This is a genomic window from Bradyrhizobium sp. Arg816 (assembly GCF_029989365.1).
GTDB lineage: Bacteria > Pseudomonadota > Alphaproteobacteria > Rhizobiales > Xanthobacteraceae > Bradyrhizobium.
This window is the reverse complement of sequence record NZ_JAPRAQ010000006.1, coordinates 104,248-118,903: the sequence shown is the minus strand read 5'-3', so window position 1 is coordinate 118,903 and position 14,656 is coordinate 104,248. Positions and strand designations below refer to the sequence as shown.

Below are 14,656 nucleotides of genomic sequence, written 5' to 3'. Positions count from 1 at the left end.
CTGACAGTGCCCACTCTCGACAAAGTCACCGTGGATCTCATGGTCGTCCTCGGGACGACCACCATGCCAATCCATCAAGTATTACGTCTTTCCCGCGGCGCCATCATCGAGCTGGACGCAACCGAGGCCGACGAGGTCAAGGTTCTCGCCAACAACCTGCCGGTCGCCTCCGGCGTCGTGCTGGTTGACCGCAACCGGATCGCGGTCGAGGTCAAGCAGATGCTGCCGCGCACGACTGGCACGCGGTAGGGCCGGGGCACGCGGTAGCGGCCCCGGGGCATCCTGTAGGGCCGGGGCACTCGATAGGGCCGATCCGGGCAGGGGTCCGGATTTTTCCTGCCAAGCTTGTGGAATTCGGGGCCTTTGCAGGCTTGTACCCCTCTGATGGATTTGTTAGATCGGCGCCGTTGATCCGGCAGGCCTCAAGCCCTAAGCCGGCATCCCCAAAGCGCTCGTGGCGGAATTGGTAGACGCGCTGCCTTGAGGTGGCAGTGAGTAAAATCGTGGGGGTTCGAGTCCCTCCGAGCGCACCAAGGCATGTAACCAATTGAAATCTAAGTGTTGTTTCCGGGTGGCTTGAAAGCCGCCCTTTTGCGGCGCGAATTTGCGCCAACAAGCCCCCTGGAAGTTGATGCAGACGCCGGAGACGGGATACCAGGTGGCACGCCGCGCTCGTGCGGTAGAGTCTCCGCTGGCGACGCTGTAACGCCGTCAATTGGAGCTCAGAAGACTTCGAGCATAGTCGCTCCGCAGCGACTCCCAAACCTCGATATCGCGATCGCGTGCGAGCAGTGCGGGAAGCGCCTCATGCCAGGCGTCTCGATAGGGTCGCTTGATCTGAACGTTCACGACCTCGTCATGGCTCTCCCAGGTCTCGTAGAGCATGAAGCGATTTTTGGACGCCGGATCGCGATGCAGGACCGCTTGATGAAACGTCGGCTCGTTTCTCATCGCGTCGAGCACCGCCCCGAGCAGCCGCAGAAAATTCGTGCGCTGCTCGGGCACGACGTCAAACTTGATGACATAGGTGACCGGCACGGTGCTTCTCCTCGGCATGTGTTCGGGCGTGATTGCCGGCGACGGACCAGCGTTTGCACGGCGGTCGTCCCTTAGGCTGGAAAGAACTGGTAGTCGGCGACGATTTTTCCGCTGTCGTCGACGACGAGGAATTCGAGCCCGCGGGCCAGAACGGAATCTCCGCTGGCTGGAAGCATTTCCCAGTGAAAGACCACGGTGTCGTGCACCCGGCGTGCATCGCCGGCCGCTCGAAACCGGTTGCGATTGTTCCTGACGTTCTTCTCATGGGATTCGCGCACCCGTCGCTCGAGGGCTTCCCGGCCTTCGACCTTGCGGTCGCCGACATAGTGCCGTCCCTCGGGGCCCCACAGTTCCGCGATCCGGCTCTTGCGCCGCTCCGTATCGGTCTCGTTCCAGACGGCGACGTAACGGTCGGCCAGACTGCTTGGGCTCTCCATGATGATCTCCTCGGCATGATTGGTCCTGCCCCAGCGCCATGGCTCGGACCTTCGCCAGGCCCGGGAAGGGTGCTTCACGCGACCGCGCTCGGTCGATAACCTCGTAGGTCAAAAACACGCTGACGTGCGGCGCGAATATGACCTCGGAGGTCATGGTGTGGCGGACGCGGCGCTTGGTAGGATGTCGTATGTCCGGCCGCGCAGTTGAATTCGGCGTATTGCTACGGAGGTGGCGGGTCAGCCGGGGGCTGTCGCAGACGGCGCTTGCGCTGGCCGCAAACAGCTCGACCCGGCATCTGTCATATCTGGAGACGGGTCGTTCGCGTCCGAGCAGGGAGATGGTCCACCGCCTTGCTGAGCAGTTGAACCTGCCGTTGCGGGATCAAAACGTGCTTCTGCTCGCCGCAGGCTTTTCGCCCGCCTTCGCCGAGAGGTCTCTCGAAGAGATGTCATCCGCCAAATCCGCGATGGAGCAGGTCCTCCGGGTCCACCTTCCTTATCCGGCGTATGTGCTGGACCGACACTGGAACGTCGTCCTGTCGAACGCGGCGCTGCCGCAGCTTTACGAGGGGTGTTCTCCGGAACTGCTTCGCAGTCCGGTCAACGCCGTGCGCCTCATCCTGCATCCTGATGGCATGGGACCGCGCATCGAGAATTTCGTCGAGTGGCGCGCCCACACCGTCACGGTGCTGAAGCAGCAGATCGAGGCGAGGGCGGATCCCGTCATCCACGCTCTTTTGACCGAAGTATCGTCCTACCCGGTTCCCAAGGGGAGCGTGGCGCTCGCATCGCGAGATGGTCCTCAGCGATATGTTTCGCCACTTCGTGTTCAAACCCGTCTCGGCAGAGTCTCGTTCCTGAACACCACGACCGTTTTCGGTGCACCCGCAGATGTCACGCTGTCGGAGCTTGCTCTCGAAATGCTGTTTCCGGCCGACGAGGCCACGATCGCCATCGTGAACGACATGGTCGAGGAGACCAGATTGTCGGTTGCGAGCAATCCGCTCACCTCCAGGGCTGGTTGACCTTTCTGGTCGGGCTCCATGTGTGTCGTCGAGGGGCAGAGGCGGCACGCGTTCTCCGAGCAGACAATTTGACTTGCGAGATCATCGACTCTCTCCACTGCACGGCGCACCCTGGCGCAGCAGCGAGGGGCTCGCCGCGAACGATGCATGGGGCAGCTCGAGGGAGAACAGAATGAACAGGCGTAATCTTCTGATGGCATCAACGATGGCCGCGCTTGGCGCGCGACTTTCGTCAGGTGCGGTCGCAGCCGAGCGAGCAAGCGATGGGGGAGACAAGATGGTCGGCGTCAACGACATCGTCGTGCGGTATCTGGCGGCGTGGAACGAGCGGGACGCGAAGCGACGGCGCGATCTCGTCGCCGCGACATGGACCGAGGACGGCACCTATGTCGACAGAGTTCGTGATGGGCGCGGGCACGACTCCATCGACGGCATGATCGCGAAGGCCCAGGGGCAGTTTCCTGGCTACCGGCTCAATCTCGCGAGCGGTATTGAAGCCCATCATGACCATGTCCGCTTCTCCTGGGTCGCGGGCGCCACTGCGGATGCACCGCTCTACATCAAAGGCACCGACTTCGCCTTCATTGCCGACGACGGCCGCTTCAAGTCTGTCGTCGGCTTTGTCGACGCCGCTCCGGCGCCCGCGGCGCGACAGTAAGGTCGAATTGCACTTGCGGTGTTGCCGATGGCAATTCGAACTGAACACCAAGCAGGTTGCTCATCACCGCGGCAACGACACGAGTAGCCAGACGCCGGCGGCCGCGCACGCAATGCCGGCGGCGCGCGCGATCCATCGTCCGATCGGCGTAAGTTTCTCCAACAGGACGAGCAGGGCCAAAAGCGCAATCCAAAGCACGTTCATCACCCCGCCGACGAACAAAAGCGCCATCAGGACCCAGCAGCAGCCGACACAATAGCTTCCGTGCCGCAGCCCCAGCAGCAGGCAGCCTCGCAGGTCGTCGCGAAAGCCGCCGTGGCGCATCAGGAACAGGAACGGCGACTGGCATTGGGCGAGACAAACGTCCTTGAGCGGTGTCCATTGATAGACTCCCGCCGCGATCAGCACGATTGCATTGAGCAGATTGCTGGCGATCGTCATCCGGGAATCCAGCAGGACTGCCCGCTCGATTGCCCATTGGAGGAGGGTTGCTGCCAGCGAAAAGCCGCCCCAGGCGAGGAGATAACCGGCCGCAAACCAGCCGGTCGCAGCGAACGGCTTGCCCTGCGCTTTCCCCTGTCGACCCACGCGGGCGTACATGAGGATCATGGGCGCTGCCGAGGGTGCCATCATTCCGACCATCATCACCACCCACATCAGCAACACATACGCGAACTCGATCGCTCGCCATGGCTCGCTCGCCGGCAACATGATTCCGATTCCGGCCGGGATCATGCGGAACCCGGTCATGTCCATGCCGCCCATGTCCATGTCCTTGGCGAGCCAGAGCACATAGCCCCAAGCCAGCGCGACAATGATCCCGATCGCGCCGCCGACGATCCAGCGATCGCGCCGCAGCACGGTTTCCAGGGGGCCGTCGGTCATTTGCAGTAAGTGTTGCCGGCCTTCTCGCAAGGCCGGATCAGGAGTTGCATCACGCCTGGTTCGACCAGCGGATCGGCGCATAGAGGCCGTTCTTGCCGGAATTGTCCCAGCGCATGCCATGATCGCTGAACGTATTACCGGCGGCGCCGACTGCCATCACCATCCTGTCAGGGCTGACGGGATGGCCGATGTTGGCCCACATTTCCCCGCTCGGATGCATGGTCGGCAACGGGTCGACGGACATGTGCAGAATCTCAGGGATTTCCGCGGACCGCGTCTTGCCCTCGATTCGGAATGTGATCGGGACCTTGCGAACCCCCAGGTTCTTGCTGATCAGCGGTGTGAACGCAGCCATCGGACCACCGGCGGCGCCGGTGAAGATCGCAGCTAGAGCCTCGGTCTGCTCATCGTTGGCGCGCTGGTCGATATAGGCGGCCACCGACCAATCTCCATCTGCCATGATGCCCGGCGCGTGGAGGATGACCAGGACATTGAGTCCATCGAGCTCGGTGTTGCCATAGCGGCCGCTCTCGACGTGGAAGATCAGCGGTACGTTACAGAAGCCCTCGGTCGGTCGCGCGGTCAGCGGGGGAGCCGCCGACACGAGGCAGGGACACACGATGCTGCAACTGCAATTCTCGAAATAGTCACCGGAAAGGTGCCATGGGACATCCGCCATCGCTATCTCCCGCTAGGCCGAACCCGTTAGTTTACTTTCGAATGAGCTACGTGGAGTTGAAAGTTACGCCGCGTTGCGAAGTCCCGCAAGCTGAAGTCCCGCAAGCTATTGTGAGGCTCGGTCAACCTACTGGAAAAAGCTGAAGATCCACCCAGACTCTTTGCCCATTTCCGCAAGCCATTGAAATTTCAATAAATGCGATCGCCCTCCAAACGCGCCACTTTCAGCCTCACCGTTGTCTTGGTTGGCTTTCGGCGACCGCCTCGGGCGCACTTTGGCCTGAGCGATCATCCGCTGGCCCGCCGCACACGGTAACCGGCGGGAATATGCTGTCGTAGATCGCACGCGCCTCACGGATGAGGCGCTGCCGCTCGAGCTCGGATTTCGGAACGAATCGAACGACGTTGGTCATTTGCGTTCCGCAGATTCGTCCGCGCGGCGCCAGACCGGGAAGGGGTCTGCGAGCTTCGCCCATTCCGTGACGTTCATCGCCGGCTTTCCCGGGACGAGGCAGGCGTCCAGACGGGCGCAGAGCGAGCCTTCGTCCATGCCGGTGCCGATGAACACGATTTCCTGGCGGCGATCGCCGTAGATCTCGTTCCAGCTCTCACGCAACCGCTTCCGCCAGGACGGATCATCCGGCCATCGTTCCGCCGGCACGCTCGCCCACCACGCACCAAGGGCCTGCGTGCGCGTGATCGTGCCAGCCTGGCTGATCTCGCCAAGCCATTGTGGGCGCGTCGCGAGCCAAAAGTGTCCCTTGGCGCGAATGACGCCGGGCCAGGGCTCCCTGACGAACTTGTCGAACTTTTCCGGATCGAACGGCCGGCGCGCGCGATAGACGAAGTTGGTCACGCCGTATTCCTCGGTCTCCGGCACGTGATCGGCAAAGCCGTAGAGCTCTTTGAACCAGAGCGGATGCTGCTGCGCCCGCTCGAAGTCGAATTTTCCGGTGTCGAGAATGCGATCGAAAGCGACCCGGCTGTGGTTGGCTTCGATCAAATCCGCGTCCGGATTGAGTGCGCGGATGATTTTCCGTGCCGCCTCGCGCTGCTCAGGTCGGGCGTCGTCGACCTTGTTGAGAACGATCACGTCGGCAAATTCGATCTGCTCGACGAGGAGATCGACCAGCGTGCGCTTGTCGTTCGCCAGCGCTTCGCCACGTTGCTCCAGAAAATCCGTAGACGAATAATCCCTGAGCAGGTTCACGGCGTCGACCACGGTGACCATGGTGTCGAGACGCGCCACATCGGAGAGGCTTTCGCCGTCTTCGGAACGGAAATCGAAGGTCGCCGCAACCGGCAGCGGTTCGGAGATGCCGGTGGATTCGATCAGGAGATAATCGAAGCGGCCGTTCTCGGCGAGGGCGCGCACCTCCTTCAGGAGGTCGTCGCGGAGCGTGCAGCAGATGCAGCCGTTCGTCATCTCGACGAGCTTCTCGTCAGTCCGCGACAGGTTCGCACCGCCATCGCGAACCAGATCCGCATCGATGTTCACCTCGCTCATGTCGTTGACGATCACCGCCACCTTCAGGCCGTGCCGGTTGTTCAGGACGTGGTTCAGCAAAGTTGTCTTTCCAGCCCCGAGGAAGCCGGACAAGACGGTGACGGGGAGCTTTTGCATGGAGATCGAAGAGCCTTTTCAAGGGGATAGGGCGGCGACGCTTGGGATCGGGCATTGGGACCAAATATGTAATGTTATAACATTACATTCGCTGGCGGCGCCGTCGTCAAGTCGTTTCGCGGCTCAGCTCAAATTCACGCGAACATTGAGGTGGATGATCGTTGTAGCGATCGGCTGCCGCTCAGCTCCAGGCAGCAGCGCGCTCGAAGGACCGGCGCGACGCGCTCAGCCGTATTCGTCGCCGATCCCGTATTCCCGGTAGATCTCGAGCGGATCCGTGTCCGGAAACAGGCGGCATTTGGCCTGGGCGAGGTGCAGGCTCACCGCCGACGGCTCCTTGCCGTTCGCCAGCATCTTGCGGATGTCGTCCATATGCGCGCTCGGCTGGTGTTTCGGTTCGAGCTGCTCCAGCGCGACGAGCGCGGTCGCCAGGGCCTCGGTCAGAACCCAGTCGTCGTGGCCCGTGATTCCCTTCTTCGGCATCGGCAGACCCCACATGCGGTGGCTGTGCCAATGTACCGTAGCTTCCGGTGAATCTCCATCGCGCAGCTGGCAACCTCGCGTTTACGTGGAACACGCAGGCCCCGGTACTCTCGCTTGCATTATGAAGGCGCGTGGCTAAAAGGCGGCCGGCGATCGTATCTTTGTCGAAATAAAGATGGGGTAGACCGGTCGCACCGCTCAGGGCTGGAGCCAGCATGGTCTTTCTTAGCTTCGTCTACCGCTTCGTGACGAACTTCGCCTTCATGGCGATGGTCTATTTCAGCCTGAATTTCATGGAGAAATACCAGAACCGGGCGATCCTCGCGATCCTGGTGCTGGTCTATGCCGGCATGCGCGCGGCCTCGACGCTGCGTGCGTTCTATTTCTTCCAGAAGATCGAGAAGCTGGAGGCGGAGACCAAGCGCCTGCAGGCTCCGATCAATGACGGTTCGGGCGCAACGAACGCGCGCAAGCAGGTGGTGGCCGACGTTGCCCGGCTGCGCCGCGACGGCGAGCTCAAGTCCTATATGGACCTGTTCTTCCTGGCGCTGATCGTGCTGCTCTGCGTCGCCAACATCATGCGGCAATAGAGCTTACTGCGCGCGCTTCTTCAGGCTGGCGACGCGGGTCGGATGCGTCACGGCACTCTTCGGTGCCGCGCCCTTGGGGGCGGTGCTCTTGGCCGTGCTCTTGGGGACAATGCTCTTGGGGGCGGTGCCCGTAGCCTGCGCGGTGTGCTTCGCTCCCGCTGGCGCCGTGTGCGCGGTCCGATGTCCGCGCGACTTGCCGGTCTTGCCCTTGGTTGCACGGGGCGTCTCGGCTGCCATCGCCAGCCGCGCCGCGGCGCGCCGCGACAAGGTCGTCGACAGCAGGACCTCGACCGAGCCCTCGGGGATGGCAAAGAGGTCGCGGTTTGGCACGGGCAGGGTGGCCGCGACATTCGCCAGCGCCATGGTCTTGCGCGGCAGCAGCGGCTGATGCTCGATCTGCGCGTTGAGGTCGGCAAGCGACGGCGCCGGCAGCGTCTCGGTCTGCGCGAACACGAAGTTCGGCACGGACGGCCAGCGCGCGATCGGCACGGTCTCGGTCGGCGGATGCAGTAGCCATTCCACCGGCGTGGTCGGCGTCGCCGGCCGGTCGGCGGTCGCGGGCACCACATGCACGATGCGATAGCCGCGCGCCTTGAGGTCGCGGATGATTTTTGGCAGCGCTGCAACCGTCCGCGGCTGGATGTCGTGCAGCAGCAGGATGCCCTTGCCCTTGGCCTCCAGCCGCTGGATCGCGAGCTGATAGACGCGGTCGGACGACACGTGGCGCCAGTCGTCGGCGGGGAAGTCGGCGCTCCAGACCTGGATGCCGCGCGAGATCAGGAGGTTTTCGACGCCTTCGGCGCGCATCAGGCCAGGAATGCGGAAGAACGGCGCGAGCTTGGACGGATCGGTCATCGCGGCCGAGGTCCACTCGATGCCGCCGTTGATCTGCGCCTCGGCCTTGTCGAGCGGCATCCGGTCGAACGTCAGCGGATGGTTCATGCTGTGCGTGCCGACAGTGTGGCCCGCGGCAATCAGCTTGCGCACGCCTTCCGGGTTCGCCTTGGCCTGCTCGCCGATGATGAAGAAGGTCGCCTTGATGCACTCGTCATCGAGCATCTTGAGGATCTGGTTCGAATATTTCGGCAGCGGACCGTCGTCGAAGGTCAGGACGACTTCATGGTCTTTCAGCGGCAGCGTTTCGCGGTACTGCATGGTGCCGATGCGCGGATGCTCGCGCGGATCGACCACGAGGGTGCGGGAGGTCCCGAGTGCATCCGGATGGCCGGGACAGTCCGCCGCAAGGGCCGCCGGTGAACCGACGACCAACAGCCCCAGACACAGGACGATCCACGATCGCGTCCGAACAACAACGCTACTTCCGATCATGAACCTCGTCTGCCTCCTTACGCGACTGCCGCCTTAATTGGTCGGAGACGCCCAGAAACGGTTCAGGCGCAATACCCTCTACATCCTTGCATGCCGTAGCATGAACAGACTGTTAATAGGGCCCAAATCACCCCATTTTGCACCGCCGTGACATTACGGCATCAATGCGCATCGGCACTCTTCTGTGACGTGCCCGTCGGCACGACGTGAACGACGCGATAGCCGTTGTCCCTGAGGTACCGCAGGAAGGCCGGCATGATCGCGGCCGTGCGTGCCTTGGGGTCGTGGAAGAGGATGATGCCCTTGCCGGCGGCGGCGAGGCGCTCGGTGACGAGCTTCAATTCCTGCTCCGGCGTCATCTCGTTCCAGTCGCTGGCCCAGAGGTCGGCCCCGAACACGACGATGCCGCGCGACTGCAGCAGGTCGAGCTGCGCTTGCGTTCCCTCGAAATAGGGGAAACGGAAGAACGGCGTCGAGGGCGTCGTCGTCGACACGCCTTTGAGCGCCATCTCGTCGGCTGCGATGCCGCGGTCGATCTCGCTCTTCGCCTTCTCGAACGGGATCCGCGCCATGAACGGGTGCGACCAGGTGTGGTGGCCGATGGTGTGGCCCTCGCGCGCGATGCGCTTGACCATGTCAGGATGTTCGGAGGCGTGCAGGCCGATCAGGAAGAAGGTCGCGCGCACGCATTCCTGCGCCAGCGCCGCCAGCACCTTCGACGTCGTCGGCGGATGCGGGCCATCGTCGAAGGTCAGCACGACCTCGTGATCGGCGAGCGGCAGCGTCTGCGGAAAGCTCTTCAGGCCGACGCGCGGCGTGGTCTTGGCGTCGACGCTCAGAACGCGCGAGGTGCCGAGCGCGTCCTTGCGCGGGCAGTCCGCGGCCTCCGAAGCGGCGATGCCGATGAGGCCCGCGAAGACCGCGCCCACCGAGATCGACATCCATTTCAGCCGAAGCATCTTTGCCATTGCGCTCGCAGTTCGCTTGTGGGTATTGCCTGACCGTCAGCTCAGACCACTCGTTCCAACCTGTCAAACGGCGAGGCGCGCCATGGATGAACATATGGACGGTGCCCCATCCGCCGAGGCCTCGGTACTCGACCACGTTCCGATGCGCAATGAAGACGGCGAAATTCGTCACGAATTCGTCGAGGAGATTGCCCATGCGATCGAGGCCGGCGACAGCGCCGCGCTGCGCGCCTGCGTCGCCGAGCTGCACGAGGCCGATCTCGGCGATCTGATCGGAGCTCTCGCGCCCGACCACCGCGTTCGCCTGGTCGAGCTGACCGGACGCGACTTCGACTTCTCGGCACTGAACGAACTCGACGAGGGCGTGCGCGAGGAGATCCTCGAGGAGCTGCCGCCGGAGACCGTTGCGGAAGGCGTCCGCGAGCTCGAATCCGACGACGCGGTCGAGCTGCTGGAAACCCTGGACGAGGCGGAGCAGGAGGAAATCCTCGAGAAGCTGCCGTTGCAGGAGCGCGTCGCGCTCGAGCGCAGCCTGCTTTATCCCGAAAATTCCGCCGGCCGCCGGATGCAGACCGAGTTCATCGCGGTGCCGCAGGATTTCACCGTCGGCCAGGCGATCGACTACATGCGCGAGACGCCGGACCTGCCCGACCGCTTCTACGAGATCTACGTCGTGGACAAGGACCAGCACTGGCAGGGTGCGGTCTCGCTCGACGTCCTGCTCCGCGCCCGCCGCCCGGTAGCGCTTGCCGAGCTGACCGACGAGGATCGCCGCCGCGTCTCCGTCCTGGAGGACCAGGAGGAGGTGGCGCGCATGTTCGGCAAGTACAATCTCGTCGCGGCACCGGTGCTCGATACCCAGGATCGCCTGGTCGGCGTCATCACCGTCGACGACGTCGTCGACGTGATCGAGGAGGAGGCGGACGAAGACCTCAAGGCGCTCGGCGGCGTCAACAGCGACGAAGAACTCTCCGACACCGTGTTCACCATTGCGCGGGCGCGGTTCAACTGGCTGCTGGTCAATCTCGCCACCGCCTTTCTTGCATCCTCGGTGCTCGGCCTGTTCGAGGGGCAGCTCGAGAAGATGGTCGCGCTCGCCGTGCTGGCGCCGATCGTCGCGAGCCAGGGCGGCAATGCCGCGACCCAGACCATGACGGTCGCGGTGCGCGCGCTTGCGACGCGCGAGCTCGGCTCCTCCAACGCCTGGCGCGTGGTGATGCGCGAAGGCCTGGTCGGGCTCGTCAACGGCCTCGCCTTCGCCTTGATCACGGGCATCGCGGCGGTGGCCTGGTTCAAGATCCCGGGCCTCGGCATCGTCATCGGACTTGCGATCGTCTGCAACCTCGTCGCCGGTGCGCTCGGCGGCATCCTGATCCCGATGGCGCTCGAACGTGTCAGGGCCGATCCGGCGGTCGCGTCAGGCACGTTCGTCACGACAGTGACCGACGTGGTCGGCTTCTTCTCCTTCCTCGGCATCGCGACGCTGTGGTTCGGGTTGAGGTAGGGGAAGTGCGGCAACTATCTTTAATCCGAACTTAAGCGACTTGCCGCATCATTGCCCGTGCTTGGGGGAATGGACATGCGGTTGCGGCTGAAGGCGGACGGACGGGTCGTCGAGTTGCGGGATGGGCAAGAGCTTCCGGTCCAGTCGCTTCCGGTCCAGCCGTTGCCGATCCAGCCGGCGGTCGATGCCGCCGCTGGCGACGATGCCAGCTCGCTTGCGGTGCGCGCTCTGCGCCGCCGCGCCTGCCTCACCCAGATGGAATTCGCCGCCAAGCTCGGCGTGCCCGTCGAGACGATCCGCAACTGGGAGCAGGGCAAGCGCGCCCCGCGGGGACCCGCCCGCGCGCTGCTCGCGGTGATCGCGCATGCGCCGGACACCGTGTTCCAGGCGCTCGCCAAGGCCTGACTTCAAGGCCGGGCGCGAACCTGCCGTTAGCATTGCCCTGAATATCCGGTCCGGCGCCGGCGTCGTCCGTTGGCAGTGTCACGGGCCGGGTCCATAATGGCGCTCGGATGATGTTTTGAGGCGATCGCAACAGAGAGGATTCCTCATGCTGTTCGTCGAGGCCAATGGCGCAAGGATACCGGCGCTCGGGCTCGGGACCTGGGAGCTGAGCGGGCGCGCTTGCGGCCGCGTGGTCGAGCAGGCGCTGCGGCTCGGCTATCGCCACATCGACACTGCGCAGGTCTACGACAATGAGCGCGAGGTCGGCGACGGCCTGCGCGGCTCCGGCGTGCGCCGCGATGACATCTTCCTCACGACAAAGGTCTGGACCAACCATTTCGCGCCCCATGATCTCGAACGCTCGGTCAAGGAGAGCCTCGCCCGGATGCGGCTCTCCTCCGTCGATCTCCTGCTGTTGCACTGGCCCAATTCGCACGTGCCGCTGGAGGAGACGCTGGGTGCGCTATCGCATGCCAAGCGCATGGGCCTGACCCGCCACATCGGCGTTTCCAATTTCACCGTGGCGCTGATCGAGCAGGCGGTGGCGCTGTCGCCGGAGCCGCTCGTCTGCAACCAGGTCGAATATCATCCTTATCTCGACCAGACGAAGGTGAGGGCAACCTGCGACCAGCATGGCCTCGCGCTGGTCGCCTACAGCCCGATCGCCAAGGGCCGCGTCAAGGCCGACCAGACGCTCGCTGGGCTCGGCCGCGCGCATCGCAAGACGCCGGCACAAATCTGCCTGCGCTGGCTGGTGCAACAGAATGTCGCCGCGATCCCCCGCACCTCGCGCGTCGAACGTCTGTCGGAAAACATCGATATTTTCGATTTCGAGCTCTCGGACGACGAGATGGCCCAGATCGCCGCGCTGGCAAATCCCAAGGGCCGCCTGACCGATTTCGGCTTCGCGCCAAAATGGGATTGAGAGGGGGCCGCTGTATGCTAGGACCGGCGTGGCAACCCAAGATCGATCGATGGAACTGCGGAAGATCATACGGACGGACATTGCAGCGTCGGCGGTCGCGCATCTGACGCTGGTGGCGCTGATCATCCTGATCAGCGAAGTCCATCCGTTTCACGCCGCGGCGCCCGAGACTGTTTCGGTGGACATCGTCACGCCGGAGCAGGTGAAGCAGGAGGAGGCCAAGGCCGAGGAGAAGGCTCAGGAGCAGGCGAAAGAGAAGCCGCCGGAGCCGCTGCCGGACCTGAAACTGCCGAAACTGGATTTCACCGACAAGGACAAGGCGGAAGCCGCGCCGAAGCCTGCGACCAAGCAGCAGGCCGCGGCGCCGTCGCCGTCACCGTCACCGCGGGCCTCGCCTGAACCGCAGCAGAAACAGCCGCAGCCCTCTGAGGCACCGAAGCAGCGGGAGGCCAATGTGCAGCCGCAGCCTCAACAGCCGCAGCCGTCGCAACAGCCGCCTCCGCAACCCCAGCAACAACCGCCGCCCCAGACGATGCCGCAGCCGCCGTCGCAACAGCCGCTGCCACAAGCGATGCAGCAGCCACAGGCCGCGCCGCCGGCCTATCAGGCGCCGGAGCCTGACGTGACGGTCAAGTACGGCGTCATGCTGGGCCTGCCGCCGGAATTGCCGCTGGAGCTGCCGAAAGACGCCCCCAAGGACGATGGCGGCGATGCCAAGGATTCAATCGCAGCCAAGCTGCCACCCGAAGTCATCGCCGCGCTGCGTCGCCACCTGAAGAGCTGCGCCAAACTGTCGGCCGGGGTCGACCCGACCGACAACGTCAACATCAAGCTGCGCACGGTGTTCGCCACCGACGGCACGCTGGCGCGCCCGCCGATCCTGATCGAAGCTCCGCCATCCGCGAAGGGCGTGGCCATCGTGAAGTCCGCGACCGCAGCGCTCCAGGCCTGCCAGCCCTACAAGATGCTGCCGGCCGACAAGTACGACGAATGGAAGATCTTGGACCTGCCGTTCTCGCCGCGGGATTTTGGCGGAGGGTAGGCGGCTCGCTCCACTCCATCCATCCTGCGAGCTAAGGCCTCCCGGTTCGCGGCTTCAACCACGCCATGATCACGGCGTGCGGCGTTCTCCGGCTGCGTGGCAGGCTATGTCTTTCGATGGTGTGCCGTGCAAACGCGCCGGCCTGCTCGGCGGAGCGTCGCTGCGCCGGTGCGAGAGCCATCCACGCGCGAATGACGGTGCGTCGAATATTCGATTTTGGCATCGGATCAAATCCATGAGTTTCGGCGGATGTTCACGCGGCCTGCCGAAGGGCGATGGCCTCCGAACGGCGCGCCAGAAGCACGCTGCCGCAGGGATGGTCGGCGCCTTGCAGGACCACGAAGCCGCGCTTCGTCACCGCGGCACGCAATGCTTCCTTCGCGGCTGCCTTCTGCGCGTCGAGCCAGATGACCAGCACGGCGCGGGGGCTCAGGAAATCGTCGAGCCAATCCACTGTCGCATCGAGTGTGTGAAGCGTGCGTCGCCGCCAATCCACGAGCGCGACTTCATATTGACCGGCCGGGAGGCCGCAATTACCTGCCGCCGCCGCCAGCAGATATCCGCGACGGTGCAGCTCCATCATCAATTCCATGCTCTTTGCGCCGACCACGACGATGCGTTGCCGCGTCGAGCAGTTCGCGATGGCCATCATCGGATCGATGATCCTGTCGCTAACCCCTGAATTCGACATCATTTCACCAGTTCGCTACGCCGCGCGAGCTTGCGCGACGGAGCGGATATGGTGCTGGATGCCGTATGATTTCGAGATTGGCGCGATCGCGATTGCATAGGATCGGCATAGGATCGGCCTCGGCCGAGCGCTGCCGGCAACTTACGCCGCACTTATAAACAGACGATGCACTCCCCATCGCATTCAAATGCCGGCAGCGCCATTCTTCCGGCCCGCGCTTGCTATCGCGCCTTGCCTGGAGGCCAAAATGTCCGCTTACCGTGCATTGATCGTGGGACTACACGATCGTCCCATCAGAATGATCCACATGGATTGCATCGACGACGAAGCTGCGA

At 63.8% G+C, this 14,656-nt stretch carries 19 protein-coding genes and 1 tRNA gene; 10 read left to right on the top strand and 10 right to left on the bottom strand.

The genetic code is table 11. From position 1 onward, the window contains the following. Positions 1-6: 6 nt before the first annotated feature. Both OWC48_RS16745 and OWC48_RS16740 read left to right on the top strand, forming a co-directional pair. The gene (locus OWC48_RS16745) at positions 7-249 is read left to right on the top strand and encodes a FliM/FliN family flagellar motor switch protein (protein ID WP_015685538.1); all 243 of its coding nucleotides are present in this window, start codon (positions 7-9) and stop codon (positions 247-249) included. A 199-nt stretch (positions 250-448) separates the two neighbouring features. Then, positions 449-533, top strand: a tRNA-Leu gene (locus tag OWC48_RS16740). 178 nt (positions 534-711) lie between these two features. Here the strand turns inward: OWC48_RS16740 and OWC48_RS16735 are convergent. Together OWC48_RS16735 and OWC48_RS16730 are read right to left on the bottom strand one after the other, a co-directional pair. Beyond that, positions 712-1,038 carry a putative quinol monooxygenase gene (locus OWC48_RS16735; RefSeq protein ID WP_282520981.1) on the bottom strand — a complete coding sequence of 109 codons (327 nt, stop codon included), beginning with the start codon at positions 1,036-1,038 and terminating at the stop codon, positions 712-714. 71 nt (positions 1,039-1,109) lie between these two features. Next, on the bottom strand, positions 1,110-1,475 hold the full coding sequence (locus OWC48_RS16730) for a nuclear transport factor 2 family protein (RefSeq protein WP_282520980.1): 366 nt from the start codon (positions 1,473-1,475) through the stop codon (positions 1,110-1,112). A gap of 137 nt (positions 1,476-1,612) precedes the next feature. Here OWC48_RS16730 and OWC48_RS16725 point away from each other — a divergent pair, with 137 nt between their 5' ends. Together OWC48_RS16725 and OWC48_RS16720 are read left to right on the top strand one after the other, a co-directional pair. Further along, positions 1,613-2,500, top strand: coding sequence for a helix-turn-helix domain-containing protein (locus OWC48_RS16725; protein ID WP_404979775.1), 888 nt, complete (start codon positions 1,613-1,615; stop codon positions 2,498-2,500). Between the two features lie 172 nt (positions 2,501-2,672). Beyond that, positions 2,673-3,158, top strand: a complete 486-nt coding sequence (locus tag OWC48_RS16720; RefSeq protein ID WP_282520978.1) for a nuclear transport factor 2 family protein — start codon at positions 2,673-2,675, stop codon at positions 3,156-3,158. Positions 3,159-3,221: 63 nt separating this feature from the next. On the opposite strand, the gene OWC48_RS16715 is transcribed toward OWC48_RS16720, so the two are convergent. From OWC48_RS16715 to OWC48_RS16695, 5 genes are all read right to left on the bottom strand, one after another. After that, entirely contained in the window at positions 3,222-4,043 is an 822-nt protein-coding gene (locus tag OWC48_RS16715; RefSeq protein WP_282521222.1) for a DUF2182 domain-containing protein, read from the bottom strand. Positions 4,044-4,092: 49 nt separating this feature from the next. Continuing rightward, positions 4,093-4,722 (bottom strand): DUF1326 domain-containing protein, encoded by a 630-nt coding sequence (locus tag OWC48_RS16710; RefSeq protein WP_282520977.1) that lies wholly within the window; start codon positions 4,720-4,722, stop codon positions 4,093-4,095. A gap of 229 nt (positions 4,723-4,951) precedes the next feature. Then, positions 4,952-5,134 carry a hypothetical protein gene (locus OWC48_RS16705; protein WP_282521229.1) on the bottom strand — a complete coding sequence of 61 codons (183 nt, stop codon included), beginning with the start codon at positions 5,132-5,134 and terminating at the stop codon, positions 4,952-4,954. Next, a complete protein-coding gene (zigA, locus tag OWC48_RS16700) occupies positions 5,131-6,345 on the bottom strand; it encodes a zinc metallochaperone GTPase ZigA (protein ID WP_282520976.1) in 1,215 nt (404 codons plus the stop codon). The genes OWC48_RS16705 and zigA overlap by 4 nt, the downstream gene beginning before the upstream one ends. Positions 6,346-6,570: 225 nt before the next feature. Continuing rightward, positions 6,571-6,828 (bottom strand): hypothetical protein, encoded by a 258-nt coding sequence (locus tag OWC48_RS16695; protein WP_174770120.1) that lies wholly within the window; start codon positions 6,826-6,828, stop codon positions 6,571-6,573. A gap of 215 nt (positions 6,829-7,043) precedes the next feature. On the opposite strand from OWC48_RS16695, the gene OWC48_RS16690 reads away from it, so the two are divergent. Further along, positions 7,044-7,418: a hypothetical protein gene (locus OWC48_RS16690; RefSeq protein WP_014494631.1), complete on the top strand. Its 375-nt coding sequence runs from the start codon at positions 7,044-7,046 to the stop codon at positions 7,416-7,418. Between the two features lie 3 nt (positions 7,419-7,421). On the opposite strand, the gene OWC48_RS16685 is transcribed toward OWC48_RS16690, so the two are convergent. Together OWC48_RS16685 and OWC48_RS16680 are read right to left on the bottom strand one after the other, a co-directional pair. Next, on the bottom strand, positions 7,422-8,747 hold the full coding sequence (locus tag OWC48_RS16685; RefSeq protein WP_282520975.1) for a polysaccharide deacetylase family protein: 1,326 nt from the start codon (positions 8,745-8,747) through the stop codon (positions 7,422-7,424). 161 nt (positions 8,748-8,908) lie between these two features. Continuing rightward, positions 8,909-9,715, bottom strand: a complete 807-nt coding sequence (locus OWC48_RS16680) for a polysaccharide deacetylase family protein (RefSeq protein ID WP_282520974.1) — start codon at positions 9,713-9,715, stop codon at positions 8,909-8,911. 82 nt (positions 9,716-9,797) lie between these two features. Here OWC48_RS16680 and mgtE point away from each other — a divergent pair, with 82 nt between their 5' ends. From mgtE to OWC48_RS16660, 4 genes are all read left to right on the top strand, one after another. Next, positions 9,798-11,219, top strand: coding sequence for a magnesium transporter (gene mgtE / locus OWC48_RS16675; protein WP_039147656.1), 1,422 nt, complete (start codon positions 9,798-9,800; stop codon positions 11,217-11,219). Positions 11,220-11,288: 69 nt separating this feature from the next. Then, complete coding sequence (locus OWC48_RS16670; protein ID WP_282520973.1) at positions 11,289-11,624, top strand: DNA-binding transcriptional regulator; 336 nt, start codon at positions 11,289-11,291, stop codon at positions 11,622-11,624. A gap of 145 nt (positions 11,625-11,769) precedes the next feature. Beyond that, positions 11,770-12,588 carry an aldo/keto reductase gene (locus OWC48_RS16665; protein WP_282520972.1) on the top strand — a complete coding sequence of 273 codons (819 nt, stop codon included), beginning with the start codon at positions 11,770-11,772 and terminating at the stop codon, positions 12,586-12,588. A 49-nt stretch (positions 12,589-12,637) separates the two neighbouring features. Continuing rightward, on the top strand, positions 12,638-13,630 hold the full coding sequence (locus OWC48_RS16660) for a hypothetical protein (protein ID WP_282520971.1): 993 nt from the start codon (positions 12,638-12,640) through the stop codon (positions 13,628-13,630). Between the two features lie 253 nt (positions 13,631-13,883). On the opposite strand, the gene OWC48_RS16655 is transcribed toward OWC48_RS16660, so the two are convergent. Next, positions 13,884-14,282, bottom strand: coding sequence for a hypothetical protein (locus tag OWC48_RS16655; RefSeq protein WP_282520970.1), 399 nt, complete (start codon positions 14,280-14,282; stop codon positions 13,884-13,886). Between OWC48_RS16655 and OWC48_RS16650 the strand changes: the two genes are divergently transcribed. Continuing rightward, positions 14,272-14,421: a hypothetical protein gene (locus OWC48_RS16650; protein WP_282520969.1), complete on the top strand. Its 150-nt coding sequence runs from the start codon at positions 14,272-14,274 to the stop codon at positions 14,419-14,421. The two genes, OWC48_RS16655 and OWC48_RS16650, sit on opposite strands and share 11 nt — an antisense overlap. Positions 14,422-14,656: the final 235 nt, after the last annotated feature.